Origin of the sequence: Pseudomonas sp. NFACC37-1 (assembly GCF_900101575.1) — a bacterium.
Classification (GTDB): domain Bacteria; phylum Pseudomonadota; class Gammaproteobacteria; order Pseudomonadales; family Pseudomonadaceae; genus Aquipseudomonas; species Aquipseudomonas fluorescens_AA.
Map to the genome: position 1 here is coordinate 99,874 of NZ_FMUZ01000016.1, position 20,774 is coordinate 120,647.

Annotated in this window: 18 protein-coding genes; 9 read left to right on the forward strand and 9 right to left on the reverse strand. The window is 62.5% G+C overall.

The genetic code is table 11. From position 1 onward, the window contains the following. Window positions 1–18: 18 nt before the first annotated feature. The gene (locus BLP82_RS17685; RefSeq protein WP_060740205.1) at window positions 19–630 is read right to left on the reverse strand and encodes a C40 family peptidase; all 612 of its coding nucleotides are present in this window, start codon (window positions 628–630) and stop codon (window positions 19–21) included. Window positions 631–879: 249 nt separating this feature from the next. On the opposite strand from BLP82_RS17685, the gene BLP82_RS17690 reads away from it, so the two are divergent. Beyond that, window positions 880–1,308 (forward strand): NINE protein, encoded by a 429-nt coding sequence (locus tag BLP82_RS17690; protein ID WP_092170738.1) that lies wholly within the window; start codon window positions 880–882, stop codon window positions 1,306–1,308. Between the two features lie 132 nt (window positions 1,309–1,440). Here the strand turns inward: BLP82_RS17690 and BLP82_RS17695 are convergent, their stop codons facing one another. The 7 genes from BLP82_RS17695 to gshB all read right to left on the reverse strand — a co-directional run bounded on the left by BLP82_RS17695 (window position 1,441) and on the right by gshB (window position 7,489). Beyond that, a complete protein-coding gene (locus tag BLP82_RS17695) occupies window positions 1,441–2,712 on the reverse strand; it encodes a dihydroorotase (RefSeq protein ID WP_092170742.1) in 1,272 nt (423 codons plus the stop codon). Further along, window positions 2,709–3,713: an aspartate carbamoyltransferase catalytic subunit gene (locus BLP82_RS17700; protein ID WP_003177495.1), complete on the reverse strand. Its 1,005-nt coding sequence runs from the start codon at window positions 3,711–3,713 to the stop codon at window positions 2,709–2,711. The genes BLP82_RS17695 and BLP82_RS17700 overlap by 4 nt, the downstream gene beginning before the upstream one ends. A 24-nt stretch (window positions 3,714–3,737) precedes the next feature. Then, on the reverse strand, window positions 3,738–4,244 hold the full coding sequence (gene pyrR / locus BLP82_RS17705; RefSeq protein WP_053126217.1) for a bifunctional pyr operon transcriptional regulator/uracil phosphoribosyltransferase PyrR: 507 nt from the start codon (window positions 4,242–4,244) through the stop codon (window positions 3,738–3,740). Between the two features lie 85 nt (window positions 4,245–4,329). Next, window positions 4,330–4,767, reverse strand: coding sequence for a Holliday junction resolvase RuvX (ruvX, locus tag BLP82_RS17710; protein ID WP_003177497.1), 438 nt, complete (start codon window positions 4,765–4,767; stop codon window positions 4,330–4,332). Continuing rightward, a complete protein-coding gene (locus BLP82_RS17715; RefSeq protein ID WP_092170747.1) occupies window positions 4,767–5,336 on the reverse strand; it encodes a YqgE/AlgH family protein in 570 nt (189 codons plus the stop codon). Before BLP82_RS17715 ends, ruvX begins: the two co-directional genes overlap by 1 nt. A 225-nt stretch (window positions 5,337–5,561) precedes the next feature. Then, on the reverse strand, window positions 5,562–6,458 hold the full coding sequence (locus BLP82_RS17720) for an energy transducer TonB (RefSeq protein WP_092170750.1): 897 nt from the start codon (window positions 6,456–6,458) through the stop codon (window positions 5,562–5,564). 77 nt (window positions 6,459–6,535) lie between these two features. Continuing rightward, complete coding sequence (gshB, locus tag BLP82_RS17725; RefSeq protein ID WP_092170753.1) at window positions 6,536–7,489, reverse strand: glutathione synthase; 954 nt, start codon at window positions 7,487–7,489, stop codon at window positions 6,536–6,538. Window positions 7,490–7,713: 224 nt separating this feature from the next. Between gshB and BLP82_RS17730 the strand changes: the two genes are divergently transcribed. The 6 genes from BLP82_RS17730 (at window position 7,714) to BLP82_RS17755 (ending at window position 17,958) form a co-directional block, all read left to right on the forward strand. Further along, window positions 7,714–8,142 (forward strand): response regulator, encoded by a 429-nt coding sequence (locus BLP82_RS17730; protein ID WP_092170757.1) that lies wholly within the window; start codon window positions 7,714–7,716, stop codon window positions 8,140–8,142. A gap of 48 nt (window positions 8,143–8,190) precedes the next feature. Then, window positions 8,191–8,556 carry a twitching motility response regulator PilH gene (gene pilH / locus BLP82_RS17735; protein WP_003206465.1) on the forward strand — a complete coding sequence of 122 codons (366 nt, stop codon included), beginning with the start codon at window positions 8,191–8,193 and terminating at the stop codon, window positions 8,554–8,556. Between the two features lie 10 nt (window positions 8,557–8,566). Further along, a complete protein-coding gene (locus tag BLP82_RS17740) occupies window positions 8,567–9,106 on the forward strand; it encodes a chemotaxis protein CheW (RefSeq protein WP_092170761.1) in 540 nt (179 codons plus the stop codon). A 211-nt stretch (window positions 9,107–9,317) separates the two neighbouring features. Beyond that, window positions 9,318–11,378, forward strand: coding sequence for a methyl-accepting chemotaxis protein (locus tag BLP82_RS17745; RefSeq protein ID WP_092170766.1), 2,061 nt, complete (start codon window positions 9,318–9,320; stop codon window positions 11,376–11,378). Window positions 11,379–11,558: 180 nt separating this feature from the next. Beyond that, window positions 11,559–17,495, forward strand: a complete 5,937-nt coding sequence (locus BLP82_RS17750; protein ID WP_092170770.1) for an Hpt domain-containing protein — start codon at window positions 11,559–11,561, stop codon at window positions 17,493–17,495. Further along, entirely contained in the window at window positions 17,488–17,958 is a 471-nt protein-coding gene (locus BLP82_RS17755) for a chemotaxis protein CheW (protein ID WP_092170775.1), read from the forward strand. The genes BLP82_RS17750 and BLP82_RS17755 overlap by 8 nt, the downstream gene beginning before the upstream one ends. A gap of 108 nt (window positions 17,959–18,066) precedes the next feature. Here the strand turns inward: BLP82_RS17755 and BLP82_RS17760 are convergent, their stop codons facing one another. Continuing rightward, entirely contained in the window at window positions 18,067–18,528 is a 462-nt protein-coding gene (locus BLP82_RS17760; protein ID WP_092170779.1) for a hypothetical protein, read from the reverse strand. Between the two features lie 1,057 nt (window positions 18,529–19,585). Here BLP82_RS17760 and BLP82_RS17770 point away from each other — a divergent pair. Both BLP82_RS17770 and BLP82_RS17775 read left to right on the forward strand, forming a co-directional pair. Beyond that, window positions 19,586–20,215: a nucleotidyltransferase domain-containing protein gene (locus BLP82_RS17770; RefSeq protein WP_092170787.1), complete on the forward strand. Its 630-nt coding sequence runs from the start codon at window positions 19,586–19,588 to the stop codon at window positions 20,213–20,215. Further along, window positions 20,178–20,543, forward strand: coding sequence for a hypothetical protein (locus BLP82_RS17775; protein ID WP_092170790.1), 366 nt, complete (start codon window positions 20,178–20,180; stop codon window positions 20,541–20,543). Before BLP82_RS17770 ends, BLP82_RS17775 begins: the two co-directional genes overlap by 38 nt. Window positions 20,544–20,774 lie beyond the last annotated feature (231 nt).

The window sequence follows — 20,774 nt, forward strand, 5'->3', positions numbered from 1 at the left end:
GCCAGTGAGTTCTTCAGCTCAGCGCTGAACCACGCGCAGCGCACCAGGCTCTTTGGGCAGCACTCGCTTGGCGACCACGTAGTGGGTGTCCCAGTACGGCTTGTTCAAGGTGTCGATGGTCACCGACTTGCCACGGCGTGGGGCGTGGATGAAGCGGTCGTTGCCCAGGTAGATGGCCACGTGGTTGACCCGGCGGCTCTTGAGCTTGAAGAAGATCAGGTCGCCGGGCTTGAGATCCTTGCGCTCGACCTTCTCACCATGACCGGCGGCCATGGCGTTGGACGTGCGCGGCAGGTCGAACGTGGCGTCGTTGAAAGCGTATTTCACCAACCCGCTGCAATCGAAGCCTTTACTTGGGCTGCTGCCGCCCCAACGATAGGGTGTGCCGAGTACATTCACGGCGCGGCTCAGCACGTTGCTGCTCGCTTTGGTCGCCATGGGCGGCACCAGCTTGCTGTTGGCCGTGCCCACGCGCTGGACGCTTGGCTTGTTCTTGCTCGAAGGAGCAGAAACATGGGATTTCGGGGTGTAGCCGTTGACGTTGGGAAGACGTTGCTCACGATTGGTGGCGTGGGCGGCCAGTGGCAATAATAGGCAGATGGTTAGCCATGTCTTGAAAAATGGACGCATTAGGCAAGGCTCTTAAAGGTTAGCGCGCAACTTTATAACAGCTTTTTTTGCCATTCCGAGGCCGTTTGTCGATTCGAAACCCAGCGTAAACCCTGCACAATGGCGACAATTGGGCTTGATTGTCCGACAGAACCCCCGTGACACGGGGGTTTCCCCGGTTCGCGTCGTCCAGGACCGCTTGTCGGCGAGACACAAAAAAGTCACAAAAAGTCCGAACAAATTTTTCTATCGAGGCAAAAGAGGCCATTCATGAACAGCTATCAGCAGGACGCAATCCGCGATACCCACAGCAAAGTCATTGGGTATCTGCTGTGGATTTTCGGTTTTACCGGCGCCCACCGTTTCTATTACGGAAAACCGGTCACAGGCACGATCTGGTTCTTCACCTTCGGCCTGCTGGGCATCGGTTGGCTGATCGACCTGTTCCTGATCCCGTCCATGGACCGCGAGGCGGACCTGCGTTTCACCCCAGGGCCGATCGAGTACAGCGTGGCGTGGATTCTGCTGACGTTTCTCGGGGTGCTGGGCGTACACCGGATGTATCAGGGCAAGTGGATCAGCGGGATTATTTACCTGCTGACCGGCGGGGTGTTTTTTCTCGGGGTGCTGTATGACTTCTGGACATTGAACGATCAGGTGTCGATTCGTAATGCGCAGAAGCGGGGGGCTTTTCACTAAGTCGGCTAGACCGAGTCGCCTGCATTCGCGAGCAAGCCCGCTCCCACACGGGATCCGTTGTGAACACATGATGTGTGAACACCTCAGATCCAATGTGGGAGCGGGCTTGCTCGCGAAGCAGGCGACGCGGTATCAGGCCTGGTGAGTGATCCGCCCATCCATCAGGGTATAGCGCACCACCCCCGGCAGGCTGTGACCGAGGAACGGGCAGTTGTCGCCCTTGGAGCGCCAGGCTTCGCCGGCCACGGTGGATGCGGCTGGGTCGAACAGCACCAGGTCCGCCGCGGCGCCCACCGCCAGTTTCCCCGCTGGCAATTGCAGCGCCTGGGCCGGGCCGGCGCTCAGGCGGGCCAGCAAGGTCGGCAGGTCCAGCAAGCCGTCTTCCACCAGCGTCAGGCCCAGCGGCAGCAGCAATTCGACGCTGCTGATGCCCGGCTCGGTGGCGCCGAACGGGGCCAGCTTGGCATCACGCTCGTGGGGTTGGTGATGGCTGGAGATGGCTGAGATCACCCCGGACTTCACCGCCTCGCGCAGGCCATCGCGGTCGGCGCGGGTGCGCAGCGGCGGCTGGACGTGGTAGACGCTGTTGAAGTCGATCAGCGCCTCGTCGGTCAGGATCAACTGGTACAGCGCCACATCGGCGGTGACCGGCAAGCCGCGGGCCTGGGCCTGGGCGATCAACGCCGCGCCGCGGGCGCTGGTGAGCTGGCTGAAGTGGGCGCGCACGCCGCTTTGTTCCACCAACAGCAGGTCCCGGGCCAGGGCCACGGTCTCGGCGGTTTCCGGGATGCCCGGCAGGCCGAGGAAGCTGGCGGTCGGGCCTTCGTGGGCCAGGCCACCTTCGGCCAGGTCGTGATCCTGGGAGTTGAAGATCACCGTCAGGCCGAAGGTCGCCGCGTATTCCAGGGCGCGGCACAGGGTACGGGTGTTGCGGAAACTGTTCAGGCCGTTGCCGAACGCCACGCAACCGGCGTCCCGCAGGGCGATGAGTTCGGCCAGTTGCTCGCCGTCGAGGCCTTTGCTCAGTGCGCCGATCGGGAAGACCTTGGTGTTGCCGGCTTCGCGGGCGCGGTCGAGGATCAGTTCGGCCACGGCCGAGGTGTCCAACACCGGTTTGGTCTGCGGCGGGCAGCACAGGCTGGTCACGCCACCGGCGGCGGCAGCCCGGGTTTCGCTGACGATGCTGCCTTTGCGGCTGTAGCCCGGTTCGCGCAGGGCGACGTTCAGGTCCACCAGGCCAGGCGCGGCCACCAGGCCCTGGGCGTCGAGGATTTCAGCCGCCACGAAACCGGTGGGCGCGGCGCCCAGGGCGACGATCTTGCAGGCATCGATATGAATGTCAGTCACTTGATCCAGGCCACTGGCTGGATCGATCACGCGTGCGCCGAGAATGCTGAGCTTCACTGGGCGTTCTCCTGGTCGAATTGGCGCTGGGCCGTTTGCCCGCTCATGGCCATGGACAGCACGGCCATGCGGATGGCGATGCCGTAGGTCACCTGGTTGAGAATCACCGAGTGCGGGCCGTCGGCCACCGCCGACTCGATCTCCACGCCGCGGTTGATCGGCCCCGGGTGCATGACGATGGCATCCGGCTTGGCCCCGGCCAGCCGGGCGGTGGTCAGGCCGAACAGGCGGTAGAACTCGCCTTCGCTGGGCAGCAGGCCGCCGGTCATGCGCTCGCGTTGCAGGCGCAGCATGATCACCACGTCCACATCCTTGAGGCCTTCGGTCATGTCGGTGTAGACCTTCACGCCGTATTGCTCGACGCCGATGGGCAGCAGGGTTTTCGGCGCGATCACGCGGATGTCCGGGCAACCGAGGGTCTTGAGGGCCAGCATGTTCGAGCGGGCGACCCGCGAGTGCAGGATGTCGCCGACGATGGCCACCGACAGGTTTTCGAAGCTGCCTTTGTGTCGACGGATGGTCAGCATGTCGAGCATGCCCTGGGTCGGGTGGGCATGACGGCCGTCGCCGCCGTTGATGATCGCCACTTGCGGGCACACGTGTTCGGCAATGAAGTGCGCTGCGCCGGAGTCGCCGTGGCGCACGACGAACATGTCGGCGGCCATGGCTTCGAGGTTGCGCAAGGTGTCGAGCAGGGTTTCGCCCTTGCTCGCCGAGGACGTGGATACGTTCAAGGTGATCACGTCCGCCGACAGGCGCTGGGCCGCCAGTTCGAAGGTGGTGCGGGTGCGGGTGGAGTTTTCGAAGAACACGTTGCACACGGTCTTGCCGCGCAGCAACGGGACTTTCTTCACCGCCCGGGCACCGACTTCGAGGAACGAGTCGGCAGTGTCGAGGATTTCCGTCAACAGCTCGCGGCGCAGGCCGTCGAGGGACAGGAAGTGCCGCAGCTGGCCCTGATCGTTGAGCTGCAGCGGGCGCTTGGTTTCGAGAGGCGTCATCGCGATGGACTCTTACAAGGGCAGTTAAAGGGCAAGGTCTTGCAGTTCGAGTTGCAGCGGCGACGGCCCGGAGAGCTTGACCCGCTCATGGGCGGCCAGCGTCAGCGTCGCGCCGACCACGTTCGGCCGGATCGGCAGCTCGGCGGCGTCCAGGTCCAGCAGGCACACCAGCGTCACGCTGGCCGGGCGACCGTAGTCGAACAGTTCGTTCATGGCGGCGCGGATGGTCCGGCCGCTCATCAGCACGTCGTCGATCAGCACCAGGTGCTGGCCTTCGATCTCGAACGGCAGCGCCGAGGGGCGCACTTGCGGGTGCAAGCCGTTCTGGCTGAAGTCGTCGCGGTAGAAGGACACATCCAGGGTGCCCAGCGGCGATTGGCTGCCCAGTGCTTCGAGCAAGGCCTGGGCGACCCAGACGCCACCGGTGCGAATGCCGATGTAGCGCGGTTCGCTGATGCCGCGTTGTTCCAGGTGTGCCGTGAGACGAATCGCCATCTGGCTGATCAGTTCGGCAGGATTGGGCAGGCTCATGCTGGCTCCTTCAGGTTCCCGGGCCGGTGGTGAGTGGCGCGGCTTATCGCTAAAAGAAAGCGCCTTGGCGGCGCTTTGTAAAAAATCAGGTTTCGAACAGGGCGGCGTTGGCGTCGAGCCAGCCTTGCAGCAGCAGGGCGGCGGCGATGGCGTCCACCGGATTGTCGCGGTAGCTGCCTTTCTGCCCGCCGCGCACCAGGCGCTCGCCCTTGGCCTCGAAGGTGGTCAGGCGTTCGTCATGGGTATAGAAAGGCAGGTTGTAGCGGCCATTGAGCCGGCGGGCGAACTTTTCGGCGCGCAGGCACATGTCGCTGGGCGTGCCGTCCATGTTCAGCGGCAGGCCGACCACCACGGCATCAGGTTTCCACTCCTTGATCAGCGCTTCGACCTGGTTCCAGTCCGGAACACCGTTCTGCGCCTTCAAGGTGCACAACTCGCGGGCCTGGCCGGTAATGACCTGGCCGACCGCTACGCCGATCTGTTTGGTGCCGTAATCGAAGCCCAGCAGCAAGCGCAGGGCCATCAGGCGTGTCCTGCCTGGCTGGTGAGCAGGCTGAGGTTGACCCCCAGCCGGCTGGCCGCCGCTTCCAGGCGCAATTCGCTGCTGGTGTTGAACAGGATGTCGGCGTCGAACGGGCAGGTCAGCCAGGCGTTGTCGGCCAGCTCGGCTTCCAGTTGCCCGGGTTCCCAACCGGCGTAGCCGAGGGCGATCAGGCTTTTCTCCGGGCCGACACCGTCGGCGATGGCGAACAGCACGTCCTGGGAGGTGGACAGCGACAAGCCGTCCAGGTCCACCGTGGCCTGGTATTTGGGGCCCGACGGATGGAGTACGAAGCCGCGGTCGGTCTGCACCGGGCCGCCGATGAAAATCGGCACGTGCTGGCACAAGAGTGGTGGTTCGACCTCGGGCCGCAGTTGCTCAAGAATGTCCGCCAGGCTCAGCTCCTGCGGGCGATTGATCACCAGCCCCATGGCCCCATTGGCCGTGTGCTCGACGATGTAGGTCAAGGTATGGGCAAAGTTCGGATCGGCCATGTGCGGCATGGCAATCAGGAAGTGATGCTTGAGGTAGGTGGGGCTGACGTTTTTCATAGGCGCTAGTGTGGCGGGGCAGGGGCGAACTGACAAGCTGGGGATGTGCAAGAAGTCCCCCGATCTGGCCGGCGACACCGATCAAATGTGGGAGCGGGCTTGCTCGCGAAGGGGCCCGTGTAACCGATAGATCTCTTGCGGCAGGACCGCCGTCTTCGCGGGCAAGCCCGCTCCCACAAGGGATCTGCGGCGGGGGCAGAGGTTATGTCCGGCACAAACCCGTGATCAATTGCTGGACAGCCGGTCGCCGCGGGCGAATTTCCAGGTGCGGATGATTTCCAGCCGGTCGATGTCCGACAGGTCCCCGGTAAACGGCGCGAACGGTGCCGCCAGACGGACGATCCGCTGGGCGGCCTGGTCCAGCAGCGGCTGGCCGGAGGATTCGAGCACCAGCACTTCATACAACGAACCGTCCCGATTGATCGAGACCATTAGCCGCAGGTTGCCGTAGATCTGCTTGCGCCGCGCTTCGTCAGGGTAGTTGAGGTTGCCGATGCGCTCGACCTTCTTGCGCCACTCGTCCTTGTACCAGGCGCCCTTGTCGCGCATGGTCGAGGCGGCGCTCAGGCGGTGGATGCGCGGGCGCTTGGCGTAGAGCTGTTGCTCCTGGGCCAGTTCGGCCTCCAGGCTGGCGATGTCGCTGGACAGTTGGGAGCTGTCGAAGGTCGGCAAGGGGGCCTGGGGCTTGGGATCAGGCTTGACCTCTTCCTTGACCGGGGCTTTCTTCGGCTTCGGCGCCACGGTGGTCACGGCCGCCTTGGGCGCCGCTTCCTGTACTTCGGGCTTGGCCGCTGGCGGCGGGGTGACTTTCTGCACCGTGTTGTCCTGGAAGGGCGCGATCTCGGTGGTCTTGGGGATCGCCTTTTTTTCCAGGGTGCCGCTGCCTTGCTGGTTTTCCTGGGCGAGGAAGTCGGCCTTCTTGGGCTTGGTTTCGCTCTTGAAGGTGGCCAGGGTGATTTCCAGGGTCTGGCTGATCTGTTTCGGCTCGACCGTGGCAAACCCGACACCCAGCAGCAAGGCCAAGTGGATCAGCGCCGCCAGGAACAGGGTAAAACCGAGGCGATCAGCCGGGCGCACGCTGCGGTGGGCGAGCTCTTGGGGCAGATCGGACGGGAGTGTCATGACAAGGAAACCAACATCGCGTTTTTTTCAGGCCGGGCATGATAACGCAATGTGGGTTTCCTTCAGCAGGATCTGGATCAACGAGCCTTGAGCTTCTGATCGATGGCATCCATCAACATGCCGCCGATGTCGGTGCCAAAGGCGTTATCGATCTCGCGGATGCAGGTCGGGCTGGTGACGTTGATTTCCGTCAGGTGCTCGCCGATCACGTCCAGGCCCACGAACAACAGGCCTTTTTCCCGCAGCGTCGGGCCGACCTGGGCAGCGATCCAGCGGTCCTTCTCGGTCAACGGCCGCGCCTCGCCACGTCCGCCGGCCGCCAGGTTGCCTCGGGTTTCACCGGCCGCCGGGATACGCGCCAGGCAATAATCCACCGGTTCGCCGTCGATCATCAGGATGCGTTTGTCGCCATCGACGATGGCCGGCAGGTAGCCCTGGATCATGATCTGCTGTTGGCCGTGCAAGGTCAGGGTTTCCAGGATCACCGACAGGTTCGGGTGGCCGGCAGTGTGCCGGAAGATCGAGGAACCGCCCATGCCGTCCAGGGGCTTGAGGATCACGTCGCCGTGATGGTCGGCAAATTCGCGCAACACGTCCGGGCGACGGCTGACGATGGTCGGCGGCGTGCACTGCGGGAACAGCGTGGCGAACAGCTTTTCGTTGCAGTCGCGCAGGCTCTGGGGCTTGTTGACCACCAGCACGCCGGCGTTTTCCGCTTGTTCCAGCAGGTAGGTGGAGTACACGAACTCCATGTCGAACGGCGGATCCTTGCGCATCAGGATCACGTCCAGGTCGCTGAGCAGCGCGTCGCTTTCGTCGCCCAGCTCGAACCACTTCTCAGGGTTGGCGAAGACGCTCAGCGGTTTCATCCGCGCCCGCGCCTGGCCTTCGGCCTGGTAGAGGTCGCGCTGCTCCATGTAGAACAGCTCCCAGCCGCGCTTCTGAGCGGCCAGCAGCATGGCCAGCGAGCTATCCTTTTTATAGGAAATGCTGGCGATAGGGTCCATGACAATGCCGACGCGTACGCTCATGGCTTGGTTCCTCGAAATATGATGGGCACATAATGGCGTGAAAAAGTGGCGTCAGAGTGGCGCTCGGAGGATTGGCGGTCAAGGAAAAACCACCGCGCCGAGCGGCCGATAGATCGGCGATGGAGACTGTGCTAAAAAGGCTGCCATGTGACGTGCGGGCCTTGAACATCAAGGGTTTGCGCTGTCGATCACACTTACGCGTTAAAAACCGGTTCGCAGTGGCAATGGCAGAGCATCTCACGCAGCAGCAACCCAGTGCCTTGAAGGTCATGGTCATCGACGACTCGAAGACCATCCGCCGCACCGCCGAAACCTTGCTGCGCAACGTGGGCTGCGAGGTGATCACGGCTATCGACGGTTTCGATGCCCTGGCCAAGATCGCCGACCATCATCCGGGCATCATCTTCGTCGACATCATGATGCCGCGCCTCGATGGCTACCAGACCTGTGCCTTGATCAAGAACAACAGCGCATTCAAGGCCACGCCGGTGATCATGCTGTCGTCCCGGGATGGGTTGTTCGACAAGGCCAAGGGGCGCATCGTCGGTTCCGATCAGTTTTTGACCAAGCCGTTCAGCAAGGAAGAACTGCTGGGGGCGATACAGGCCCATGTCCCGGGCTTTGCCGCTGTCCAGCCGCACCAGGCACATTAATGACACTCGGCCAACGGGCCTGGGGTCAACAAGAAAATGGGGAACACCATGGCACGAGTTCTGATCGTCGATGATTCGCCGACTGAAATGTACAAACTGACCGGCATGCTGGAAAAGCACGGCCATCAGGTCCTGAAGGCCGAGAATGGCGCCGATGGCGTGGCGCTGGCCCGCCAGGAAAAACCCGATGCGGTGCTGATGGACATCGTCATGCCCGGCCTCAATGGTTTCCAGGCCACGCGCCAGTTGACCAAGGACCCGGACACCGGCCATATCCCAGTGATCATCATCACCACCAAGGATCAGGACACCGACAAGGTCTGGGGTACGCGCCAGGGGGCGAAGGACTACCTGACCAAGCCGGTGGACGAAGAAACCCTGATCGCGACCCTGAACAAAGTGCTGGCGGGTTGACGACGCGGCCATGAGCCAATCCCTGACGGCCTTCGAACTGCTGCTGCAGATCGACCGGCGTTGCCGGCTGCTGGGGGCGGACCTGCCCTCCCAGCCGACCCATCGTGCCGGCTGGAGCGGCATCGGCTTTCGCCTGGGCGAGCACTGGTACGTGGCGCCGATGGGCGAAGTCAGCGAGGTGCTGCACGAGCCTCGCCACACGCATTTGCCCGGGGTCAAGCCGTGGGTGCGTGGCGTGGCTAACCTGCGTGGGCGCTTGTTGCCGTTGATGGATTTGTGCGGGTTCTTCGGCCATGAGCTGTCCGCCGTGCGCAAGCAGCGGCGGGTGCTGGTGGTGGACCATGTCGAGGTGTTCGCCGGGTTGCTGGTGGACGAGGTCCTCGGGCTGCAGCACTTTGCCCAGGACAGCCCGGAACCGATGCTGGTGGACGACCAAGACGGCCCCGAAGCGGCCTTCGTCAAGGGCCGGTTCGGCGGCGAGCGCGAGTGGCAAGTGTTCAGCCCGTTTGCCCTGGCGCGGTCGCCGGGGTTCATGGATGTGGCGATTTGACGGAAAAGCTCGGGTGAATGGGCTGGCCCTTTCGCGAGCAAGCCCGCTCCCACCTTGGATCTATGGTGCTCACAAAGCTTGAGTTCACAGTAGATCCCAATGTGGGAGCGGGCTTGCTCGCGAAGGAGGCGAATTGGTCTGACAGGTAAGCAAGGCAGTGGCCCCACTGATAAAGCAGTGAGTTGGACTGGGCAGCACAGGCGAAAAATCGATGATCAAAGCAAAAACAGGCAAGCCATTGGAAGCGTCGCGCAGTCGTTCGCAGATCATCGTGCTGTTCGTCGCGCTGATCGTCTTCATCGTGTTGCTGTTCGCCAACTTCGCTTACCTCAACACTCAATCCACCTACGACAAACAGTACATCGGCCATGCCGGTGAGCTGCGGGTGCTGTCCCAGCGCATCGCCAAGAACGCCACCGAGGCCGCCGCCGGCAAGCCTGCGGCGTTCAAGCTGCTGAGCGATGCGCGCAATGACTTCGCCCAGCGCTGGGGCTACCTGAAACAGGGCGACCCGGTGACCGGCCTGCCCCCTGCGCCCGCCACCCTGCGCCCGCAGATGCGCGCCGTGCAGCTGGACTGGGAGCGCCTGCTCAAGAACACCGATGCCATCCTTTCCAGCGAGCAGACCGTGTTGTCGCTGCACCAGGTGGCGGCCACCCTGGCCGAAACCGTGCCGCAATTGCAGGTCGAGTACGAAAAAGTCGTCGAGATCCTGCTGCAACGTGGTGCGCCGGCCACCCAAGTGGCCATGGCCCAGCGCCAGTCCTTGCTGGCCGAGCGGATTCTCGGCGCGGTGAATACCGTGCTGGCGGGGGACGAGAATGCCAGCCAGGCCGCCGATACCTTCGGTCGCGACGCGGCGCGTTTTGGCCAGGTGCTCAATGGCATGCTGCAAGGTGACGCCGCCCTGAAAATCTCCCAGGTCCAGGACCGTGATGCCCGGGCGCGGCTGAGCGAAATCAGCGAGCTGTTCGAGTTCGTCTCCGGCTCGGTGGATGAAATCCTCGAAACCTCGCCGGAGCTGTTCAAGGTCCGCGAATCGGCCGGCAATATCTTCAACTTGTCGCAGACCTTGCTCGACGAGGCTTCGCACCTGGCCACGGCCTTCGAAAACCTGGCCGGCGGGCGTTCCGTCAATACCATCGGCGGCTACGTGCTGGGCCTGCTGGCGCTGATGTCGATCATCCTGATCGGGCTGGTGATGGTCCGCGAGACCAACCGTCAGTTGCACGAAACCGCGGAAAAGAACGAGCGCAACCAGAATGCGATCATGCGGCTGCTGGATGAAATCGAGGACCTGGCCGACGGCGACCTGACCGTCACGGCCTCGGTCACCGAGGATTTCACCGGCACCATCGCCGATTCCATCAACTACTCGGTGGACCAGCTGCGGGATCTGGTGGCGACCATCAACCTCACCGCCGGCCAGGTCGCCGCCGCCGTGCAGGAAACCCAGGCCACGGCGATGCACCTGGCCCAGGCTTCCGAGCACCAGGCCCAGCAAATTTCCGAAGCTTCGACTTCAATTAATGAAATGGCCCTGTCCATCGACCAGGTGTCGGCCAATGCCGCCGAATCGTCGGCGGTGGCCGAGCGCTCGGTGGAAATTGCCAACAAGGGTAACGAGGTGGTGCACAACACCATTCATGGCATGGACAACATTCGCGAACAGATTCAGGACACCGCCAAGCGCATCAAGCGCCTGGGCGAGTCATCCCAGGAAATTGGCGACATTGTCAGCCTGATCGACGACATCGCCGACCAGACCAACATCCTGGCCCTCAACGCCGCTATCCAGGCGTCCATGGCCGGTGATGCCGGGCGCGGGTTCGCGGTGGTGGCCGATGAAGTGCAACGCCTGGCCGAGCGTTCTTCGGCGGCGACCCGGCAAATCGAAACCCTGGTGCGGGCGATCCAGGCCGACACCAACGAAGCGGTGATTTCCATGGAGCAGACCACCACCGAAGTGGTGCGTGGTGCGCGACTGGCCCAGGACGCCGGCGTCGCCCTGGAGGAGATCGAAGGTGTGTCCAAGACCCTGGCGGCGCTGATCCAGAGCATCTCCAACGCGGCGCAGCAACAGACCACCTCGGCGGGGCAGATTTCCTTGACCATGAACGTGATCCAGCAGATCACCACACAGACTTCCTCGGGCTCCACCGCCACCGCCGAAAGCATCGGCAACCTGGCGAAGATGGCCAGCCAGCTGCGCCGTTCGGTGTCGGGGTTTACCCTGCCGGCCGCGCCTGTGGCGGATGAGGACAAGGGGTGACTGGGCGCACTTTCCTGGCCGCAGAGATCTTCTGTGGCGAGGGGATTTATCCCCGCTGGGGCGCGAAGCGGCCCCTGGCAATGCAGAACCCCATCTCTATGTACCAGACTGGCTATTTTGGGACTGCTTCGCAGTCCAGCGGGGATAAATCCCCTCGCCACAGGTTGATTTGGAGTGGTTATGGGTGATCGGCACGACTACGTGGCCCTGGAATGGGTCAAGGGCGAGATTGCCGAAACGCTGAAGCAGGCCCATCTGGCCCTCAATCGCCTGGTGGACGATCCCCAGGCGTCGGACGCCCTCGGGCAATGCCTGGCCTGCATTCACCAGGTCCACGGTGGCCTGCAGATGGTCGAATTCTACGGTGCGGCGTTGCTGGCCGAGGAGATGGAGCAGCTGTGCGCCGCCCTGCAGGACAACCGCGTCACCCATCGCGATGAAGCCATCAGCCTGTTGAGCCAGGCCTTGGGGCAGTTGCCGATTTACCTGGACCGCATACAAGGCGCCCGCCGCGACCTGCCGCTGGTGGTACTGCCCCTGATCAACGACCTGCGCAGTGCCCGGGGCGAGAGCCTGTTGTCGGAAACCAGCCTGTTCAGTCCCGAATTGCCCGATATTGCGCCGCTCAGCGACGAGGCTTTGCGGCGCCTCGAACCCGCTGACCTGCCAAACACCTTGCGCAAATGGCGCCAGACCCTGCAAATGGCCCTGGTGGGCCTGCTGCGCGAACAGGATGACGCGACCCATCTCGGTTACCTGGCCAAGGTTTTCCAGCGCCTGGAAACGTTGTGTGCCGGGGCGCCGCTCAATGCGTTATGGCAGGTGGCCTCAGCGCTGGTCGAAGGCATGCGTGACGGACGCATCGCCAACAGCCCGGCGCTGCGCAGCCTGTTCAAGGAAGCCGACAAGGAACTCAAGCGCCTGCTGGACCAAGGCATGCCCGGCATCAATCAGCCGGCACCGCCCCACCTGCTCAAGAGCTTGTTGTTCTATATTGCCAAGGCCGAACATCCCAGCGGGCAGATGCAGATCATGAAAGAACGCTACTCACTGGACGACGCGCTGCCCGACAGCGCCATGGTCGACGAAGAACGCGCGCGTCTGGCCGGGCCCGACCGCGATGCCATGCGCTCGGTGCTCGCCGCGCTGTGCGAGGAGTTGGTACGGGTCAAGGAGCGCCTGGACCTGTTCGTGCGCAGCGATCGCCAGCACGCCTCGGAACTGGACAGCCTGCTGGCGCCGTTGCGGCAGATCGCCGACACATTGGCGGTGCTGGGTTTCGGCCAGCCGCGCAAGGTCATCATCGATCAGCTGGCGGTGGTGCTGAGCCTCGCCCAGGGCCAGCGCGAGCCGGATGACGCGACCCTCATGGACGTTGCCGGGGCCTTGCTCTATGTCGAGGCGACCCTGGCCGGCATGGTCGGCACCGTCGAGCCCGAGAGTCGCGAAGACACGCACCTGCCCACCACCGACCTGACCCAGATCCACCAGATCGTCATCAAGGAAGCCCACACCTGCCTGCAACAGGCCAAGGATATGATCGTCGACTACATCGATGCGGACTGGAACAGCGAGCAACTGCAGCCGTTGCCGGCGTTGCTGACCCAGGTGCGCGGTGCGCTGGCGATGATCCCCCTGAGCCGGGCCGCCAGCCTGGTGGAGGCCTGCAACGCTTTCATTCGTGACCATCTGTTGCTGGAGCAGGCCCAGCCGGGCTGGGAAGAGCTCGACCATTTGGCCGACGTGATCACCGGTCTCGAATACTACCTGGAGCGCTTGAGCGAGGACCCGGAAACCCCAGGCGAGCCCTTGCTCGATGGGGTCGAGCGAAGCCTGGCCGCGCTCGGTTATTACCCTGACGAAGCGCGGGTGCCGGTGCTTGACGATGTGTTGAGTCCCAACGAAGCCCAGGTCATGCAGGACTTGCAGGAACTGGATGACCCGCAGACGGTGCAGTCCTTGGCACAGGTGCTGGCCAGCCCGGTCTCGGCGGTCAATCCGCCGGCCAGGAGCACCCCGGGCAGCCTGTTGCCCCCACCACCGGACGAGAGCCCGGTGGACGACGAGTTGCGCGAGGTCTTCCTCGAGGAAACCGCCGAGGTGCTCGACGTTCTGCGCGAATACTTGCCGCGCTGGAGTGCGCATCCCGACGACCACGGCGCCCTGAGCGAACTGCGCCGGGCCTTCCACACCCTCAAGGGCAGTGGTCGGATGGTACGGGCGCTGGTGCTGGGTGAGTTGGCCTGGGCCATGGAAAACCTGCTCAACCGGGTGCTGGAGCGCAGCGTCGAGCCGCAGGCGTCGGTTCGCCAGTTGATCGAAGACACGGTGCAGTTGTTGCCGGCCCTGGTGGCCGAATTCGTGGCCAATCGGCAGCGCCAGCGCGATGACGTCGACCGCCTGGCCGCCCGCGCCCATGCCCTGGCCAAGGGCGGCGATGAAGACGACGAAGACGACGAGCAGGACGTGGCCGCTCTCGATCCGCTGTTGTTGAAGATCTTCGACAACGAAGCCCAAGGCCACCTCGCCAGCCTCAATCGTTTTCTCGACCAGGCGGCCGACCACCTGCCATTGCAGGCCAGCGATGAATTGCAGCGGGCCTTGCACACCCTCAAGGGCAGCGCTTCGATGGCCGGCGTGCTGCCCATCGCCGAGTTGGCCGGTGCGATGGATGAGCTGGCCCGGGAGTACCGGGCGCACCTGATTGCCCTCGACCTGGATGAGGTGGAGTTGCTGCTGGAGGCCGAAGGGCTGCTGCGCCGCGGCCTGCGCCAGTTGCACAGCGAGCCGCTGGCGCCGATCCCCGATGCCGAGGATCTGATCCAGCGTGCCCAGGCTCTGCTGGCCGAGCGTCTGCACGCCGCCAACAGTGCGCCGGACAAAGCACTACGGACCAAGCGCGATCCCCAGCTGATCAACAACTTCCTCGCCCAGGGCATGGACATCCTGCTGGACGCCGAAAGCCTCTTGCAGCGCTGGCAGCAGCACCCCGGCGAAGGCCAGGAACTGAGTGCGCTGCTGGATGAACTGACTACCCTTGGCGAAGGCGCGCACCTGGCCGACCTGCACCCGGTGGACGAACTCTGCGAAGCCTTGCTGGACCTCTACGGCGCGGTGGAAGAAAGCAGCCTGGCGGTCAGCGATGAATTTTTCCAGCAGGCGCAGCTCGCCCATGAAGCGCTGATCGACATGCTTGATCAGCTGGCGGCCGGGCAGCACGTGCGTCCGCAGCCTGAGCGGGTAGCGGCCCTGCGTCGCCTGCTTCAGGAGAGCCTCGATCCGTCGGCCACTGGCCTGATCCGCAGCGACGGCAGCCGCACGCTGAGTATCCGCGAACTGGGCCACGCGACGGCGGAAATGGCACGCGACGCACCCGCCGAGACCTCGGTGGACGATGACCTCGCGTCGATTTTCCTCGAAGAGGCCCAGGACATCCTCGAAAGTGCTGCCCAGGCCTTGCAGCGCTGGTTGGCCGATCCGGATAACGGTGCGCCGCTGTCCTCGCTGCAACGTGACTTGCACACCCTCAAGGGCGGTGCGCGGATGGCCGGCATCCGGCCGGTGAGCGACCTGGCCCAGGAACTGGAAAACCTTTATGAAGGGCTGGTGGACCGGCGCTACAGCTACAGCGAGGAACTGGCGCAACTGCTTGGCAGCAGCCACGAACGCCTCGACCTGTTGCTCGGGCAGTTGCAGCAGGGCCAACCGTTGGGCGATCCCGTTGCACTGATCGACTCTATCCGAAGGTTCCGCCAGGACAAGCCGAACGCCATCGAGACGAGCGCAGCGGCCCTGGCCGACGGTGCCGGCCATGATCCCGAGTTGCTGGAAATCTTCCTTGAAGAGGGCTTTGACATCCTCGACAGCTCAGGTGCGGCGCTGCTGCGCTGGCAGGAAGAGCCGTCGAATCGCCAGGCGGTGGAAACCTTGCTGCGGGATCTGCACACCCTCAAGGGCGGTGCGCGGATGGTGGAAATCGTCCCTATCGGCGACTTGGCCCACGAGCTGGAAAACCTCTACGAAGGCCTGTCGGCGGGCCTGCTCCAGCCGACTCCGGCATTGTTTTCCTTGCTTCAAAGCAGTCATGACCGCCTGGCGCAGATGCTCGATGCGGTGCGCGCCGGCCATCCATGCCCGCTGGCCGATCGGCTGATCGCGCAGATCCAGGCGGTGAATCATCCCCAGGCAAGTGCGGTGGCCCAGGCTGCCCCGGTGACGGAGCCGATCACGCCCCCCATCGCAAGTCCGCCCGCGGCGCCCGCCAGGCAAGACCCCAGTGCAGCGGGCGACGGCGCGGACATGGTCAAGGTCTCCGCCGAACTGCTCGACGACCTGGTGAACCTGGCGGGGGAAACGTCGATTTTCCGTGGGCGCATCGAACAGCAGGTCAACGACGCACACGTGGCGCTGGGCGAAATGGAAACCACCATCGAGCGCATGCGCGACCAGTTGCGGCGCCTGGATACCGAGACCCAGGGGCGGATTCTCAGTCGTCAACAGGTGGAGGCCGAGCGCCTGGGCTACGAAGAGTTCGACCCGCTGGAGATGGATCGGCATTCCCAGTTGCAGCAGCTGTCCCGGGCGCTGTTCGAGTCTGCCTCGGACTTGCTCGAACTCAAGGAAACCCTGGATCGCAGCAATCACGATGCCGAACTCCTGCTGCAACAGCAGGGGCGGATCAACACCGAGCTCCAGGAAGGCTTGATGCGCACGCGCATGGTGCCGTTCGAGCGCATGCTGCCGCGGCTCAAGCGCATCGTCCGGCAAGTGGCGCAGGAACTGGGCAAGGACGTGGAGTTCGTGGTGGGCAATGCCGACGGCGAGATGGACCGCAACGTCCTGGAACGTATGGCTGCGCCCCTGGAGCACATGCTGCGCAACGCCGTCGACCACGGCCTGGAACCGGCCGATGTACGTGTCGCTGCTGGCAAGCCGGCAAGAGGGCGCATCAGCCTCGACCTGTCGCGGGAAGGCGGCGACATCATTTTCGACATCCGCGACGACGGTGCCGGCGTGCCGCTGGAGGCGGTGCGGAGCAAGGCGATCAAGCGTGGCCTGCTGGCGCCGGACAGCGATATCAGCGACCGCGACGTGCTGCAGTTCATCCTGCAACCGGGGTTTTCCACTGCGGAAAAAATCACCCAGATCTCCGGGCGTGGCGTGGGCATGGACGTGGTCCACGAAGAGGTGCGGCAGTTGGGCGGCAGCATGACCATCGATTCCACCCCGGGGCAGGGCGTGCATTTCCGCATTCGCCTGCCGTTTACCGTGGCGGTGAACCGGGCGTTGATGGTGCATTGTCACGAAGACCAGTACGCGATCCCGCTGAACGCCATCGAAAGCATTGTCCGGGTGTTGCCGGCCGAACTGGACGGCCATTACCAACTCGACCCGCCGACCTACACCTACGCCGGGCAACGCTATGAACTGTGCTACCTGGGCGAGCTGCTGAAAACCGGCGCCCGGCCGAAGCTGCTGGGCCAGAGCCAGCCGTTGCCGGTGCTGCTGGTGCAGTGCAACGAGCGGCACGTGGCCGTGCAGGTGGACGCTATCGCCGGGACCCGGGAGATCGTGGTCAAGAGCCTTGGCCCGCAATTCTCGGCGGTGCAGGGCCTGTCCGGGGCGACGATCCTGGGGGATGGTCGGGTGGTGCTGATTCTCGACCTGCTGGCGCCGATCCGCGCCTTGCCCCACCAGGTCCCGCGCCGCCAGGTGCCGGCGGAAGGCGAGGGCGAACCGCAACGGCCACTGCTGGTGCTGGTGGTGGACGACTCGGTGACGGTGCGCAAGGTCACCAGCCGCCTGCTGGAGCGCCATGGCATGCACGTCCTGACCGCCAAGGACGGCGTGGACGCCATGGCGCTGCTGTCCGAGCACGCGCCTGACCTGATGCTGCTGGACATCGAGATGCCGCGTATGGACGGCTTCGAAGTGGCCACGCAAGTGCGCAACGACCCACGCCTGGCGCACCTGCCGATCATCATGATCACCTCCCGCACCGGCCAGAAACACCGCGACCGCGCCATGGCCATCGGCGTCAACGACTACCTGGGCAAGCCGTACCAGGAATCGGTGCTGCTCGACAGCATCGCCTACTGGAGCAGAACCCATGCATGACCTGCATCACTCACGCGCCAGCCACCTCACCGGCCTGCTGCTGCCACTGGCCGACCGCCACCTGATCCTGCCCAACGTGGCGGTGGCCGAACTGATCGACTACCAGAGCAGCGCCTTCGATATGGACACCCCGCCGTGGTTCTTGGGCTGGGTAAGCTGGCGCGAACGGCAAATCCCGCTACTGAGCTTCGAATCGGCCTGCGGCCAGAAAACCGTGATCGGCGAGCGAGCACGCATCGTCATCCTCAACGCCCTGGGCGGCCGACCGGAGCTGCGCTTCATCGCACTGCTGGTGCAAGGGATCCCGCGGTCCTACAAGCTCGACAGTCAGTTGAGCTATGTCGACGTGCCGCTGTGCGGGTTGGAACAGGCGGCGGTGCAAGTGGGGGAACATGTGGCGAAAGTGCCGGATTTGTTGGCGTTGGAGGAGTTGGTGGTGGCGGCCGGGTTGGTAAACACCTGAGACGGGCACGATACCTGTGGGAGCGAGCTTGCTCCCACAGGTAATCATTGCAATCTGATAATCGGCTCGCCGGATGTGAACTCGCAATGGCTGTGAGTAACCAAGCCCTCAGAGTTTTGGCCCGAAATAGATATCGTCGAATTCGATGGCAAACGGCGATAAGTTTCGAGACCCGGTGAACCCGATCCAGACTTCCTTTTTAGGTGGCAGATAGAGGAGACGTTCCTGTATCTTCACCCATGTATTGACCGGCGTCGTAGTTTCCACTGCTATTTGGTTTGCCGCCAATCTATCGGGATCGGTGATTGTCATATAGAAGTATTCTGACGGCGCGCTCGGGATACGATAATTAAAATGAAAATACAAGGTCGTACCGGGCTCAAAGTCAAATATTTTACGGAGTCCCGGCTGCACTTTTGCGTAGTCGAACATGTTTACCTGACCACTCCAATAACCATTTTTCCCTTCCGTCTTCAGTTCACCTTTCGATGCTCCGGGGCCGTTCTCCCATCCATTCCACTTAGCCTCTTCGGTATCGCCCTCAAATCTGGTCCAAGGTATATAAGCCATGATGTTTTCCTTTGTCGAGTGACGGCGTTCCAAGAACGCTACGAGTTGATTAGGCGCTGCAATTAGAGGGCTGGATACTGTCAACATTGTCAGGTCGGAGCCATTACCGATCAGTGGTCTCGCACTGATCGGCCGACTTCAGTTCAGGGTCACTCTCCTACAGTGTGCCTTTCAGCCCGATGCGTAGCGTTGTCTGAACCCGTGGCGAGGGAGCTTGCTCCCGCTGGGCTGCGAAACAGCCCCAAAAAAAGCGTCAAGCTTTTTCGGTTACCCTGATATTGTCGAACTCGATTGCCCACTGTGGCGGGTTGATGGTGCCTGCGCCGCGCCAGGCCGATCCATATTTCCTTCGCCCCGCTGAAAAGAGGCAAGCCGTCTTGTGTGGAATTCAGCCATTGGTTTAGTGGGGGGTGGCTATCTACAGATGTACTGAACCGGCTGGTTGGGAAACTGGGTGAGGTCACTCCGATCAAGAAATGCTGGCCGAGTTCTGGTGCTTTTTTAATACAATATTGAAACTGAACCAAGATGATCTTTTGGCTGGCTACGGCCTTATATACGCTTTCTTGAGAGCGGGTTCGAATCGTTCGACGGATCCCATATCTACCAACCCAGCCCAGTAGATGTTCGAATCCTTGTCCTTACCAATCTCCCATGCCCTGGCGTGGGCTCCGGATCCTGTCGTCCATCCATTCCAGTTTTTGTCATCGAACGATGTGTAATCTTCAAAAGCCATGTTGTTTTTCCCCATGAAGACGTGACAGATCGACCAGTGCGAAGCCCATTGGGCGCTGTAAACGGCAAGTTGACTACTGTCAGTCCTAACAGGTCGAAAGGCCGAGCCGACAGATGGCCATGTCAAAACACTCAGCCGGTTTATTGGTGAAAGCTTGCTCGCAATGGGGACAGCCTCCAACCTCAATGTTGACTGACCCATCGCCACCGCGAGCAGGCTCGCTTCACAGAAGTCCAGGCGCTTACGTTTAATGCCACTTCCAACTTGATAAGTCCCAAAAAGGGACCTATCGTTCCCTTTTTGGGACTTGTGGCCTTTTCTATGAATCATCTCTCTCTAAGCGATGCCTTGTTCACGGCCACTCAGCAACGGGTCCTGGGTCTGTTGTTCGGTAAACCGGATCAAAGTTTCTATGCCAATGAAATTGCTCGCTGGGCTCAAGTCGGCAAGGGCAGTCTCATGCGGGAGTTGGAGCGTTTGCAAAACTCAGGGATCTTGATGATGACTCGTCAGGGCAATCAAACCCATTACCAAGCCAATGTGAACTGCCCGATTTACGCGGAACTGTTGGGCATCGTTCAAAAAACCATGGGTATAGCGGAACCGTTGCGCCAAGCCTTGCAGCCGTTTTCCAGGCAGTTGAGTTGGGCATTCGTCTACGGTTCCGTCGCCAAAGGCCAGGCGAACGCATCCAGTGACATAGATCTCATGCTGATCGGCGAAGGCCTGCACTACAGTGAAGTGATGGAGCGGCTTATGCCTCTGGAAGAGAAACTGGGCCGTCCTCTTAACCCTACGCTCTACACGCCCCAGGACTGGGCCGCAAAATTTGCGGCGGGTAACAGCTTCGTGGTTCGGGTAGCGCAGCAGGACAAGATCAACTTGCTGGGTGAAGACCCTTTGGAGTCCAAGGATGGGCAAGCAGGAAAGCCTGGAAAATCTGTTACGTAGCGGCAGCCTCAAAGCAGAACCGCCGGATCGCCAGGAATGTGAGGGCTTGGTGCGTTCTGCAATGGACCGCCTGACAGATGCGCAAACAGTGTCCCTTTCGTTTGCCAGTCGATTCGACCTGGCGTACAACGCCGCCCATGCCGCCGCCCTTACGGCGTTACGTTTGAGCGGCTATCGTTCGGACAAGCGTTATCTGGTCTTTCAATGCCTGGTTCATACGGCGGATGTCACCAAAGTGCAGGTCCGGCTATTCGCCCTATGCCATGAGCGGCGCAACCTTGCCGAGTACGAGGGCTACATGGATGAAGATGACGCGCTTCTTATCTAACTGATTGAGAGTGCGGTAGAACTGCTCGAACGGGTTCGGCAATTGATGAGTATGAGTTGATCCCTGCTGGCCGCTACAAAATCCAAAGCCAAACGCAATCCTTGTGGGGGCTAGCTTGCTTGCTCGCGATAGCGGACTGTCTGCCGGCTCAGTGTTGACTGATCCACCGTCATCGCGAGCAAGCTCGGCTCCCACAGGGGACTGGGTCTTTTTCCTCACCATTACTCCAAC

Bases quoted from the DNA above. Each gene is read 5' to 3' on its own strand.
- BLP82_RS17690 (WP_092170738.1), top strand. From the start codon at position 880: ATGAACAGCTATCAGCAGGACGCAATCCGCGATACCCACAGCAAAGTC.
- BLP82_RS17715 (WP_092170747.1), bottom strand. From the start codon at position 5,336: ATGAAAAACGTCAGCCCCACCTACCTCAAGCATCACTTCCTGATTGCC.
- BLP82_RS17755 (WP_092170775.1), top strand. From the start codon at position 17,488: ATGCATGACCTGCATCACTCACGCGCCAGCCACCTCACCGGCCTGCTG.
- BLP82_RS17720 (WP_092170750.1), bottom strand. From the start codon at position 6,458: ATGACACTCCCGTCCGATCTGCCCCAAGAGCTCGCCCACCGCAGCGTG.
- ruvX (WP_003177497.1), bottom strand. From the start codon at position 4,767: ATGGCCCTGCGCTTGCTGCTGGGCTTCGATTACGGCACCAAACAGATC.
- BLP82_RS17685 (WP_060740205.1), bottom strand. From the start codon at position 630: ATGCGTCCATTTTTCAAGACATGGCTAACCATCTGCCTATTATTGCCA.
- pyrR (WP_053126217.1), bottom strand. From the start codon at position 4,244: ATGAGCCTGCCCAATCCTGCCGAACTGATCAGCCAGATGGCGATTCGT.
- pilH (WP_003206465.1), top strand. From the start codon at position 8,191: ATGGCACGAGTTCTGATCGTCGATGATTCGCCGACTGAAATGTACAAA.
- BLP82_RS17775 (WP_092170790.1), top strand. From the start codon at position 20,178: ATGGGCAAGCAGGAAAGCCTGGAAAATCTGTTACGTAGCGGCAGCCTC.
- gshB (WP_092170753.1), bottom strand. From the start codon at position 7,489: ATGAGCGTACGCGTCGGCATTGTCATGGACCCTATCGCCAGCATTTCC.
- BLP82_RS17730 (WP_092170757.1), top strand. From the start codon at position 7,714: ATGGCAGAGCATCTCACGCAGCAGCAACCCAGTGCCTTGAAGGTCATG.
- BLP82_RS17750 (WP_092170770.1), top strand. From the start codon at position 11,559: ATGGGTGATCGGCACGACTACGTGGCCCTGGAATGGGTCAAGGGCGAG.
- BLP82_RS17760 (WP_092170779.1), bottom strand. From the start codon at position 18,528: ATGGCTTATATACCTTGGACCAGATTTGAGGGCGATACCGAAGAGGCT.
- BLP82_RS17700 (WP_003177495.1), bottom strand. From the start codon at position 3,713: ATGACGCCTCTCGAAACCAAGCGCCCGCTGCAGCTCAACGATCAGGGC.
- BLP82_RS17740 (WP_092170761.1), top strand. From the start codon at position 8,567: ATGAGCCAATCCCTGACGGCCTTCGAACTGCTGCTGCAGATCGACCGG.
- BLP82_RS17770 (WP_092170787.1), top strand. From the start codon at position 19,586: ATGAATCATCTCTCTCTAAGCGATGCCTTGTTCACGGCCACTCAGCAA.
- BLP82_RS17745 (WP_092170766.1), top strand. From the start codon at position 9,318: ATGATCAAAGCAAAAACAGGCAAGCCATTGGAAGCGTCGCGCAGTCGT.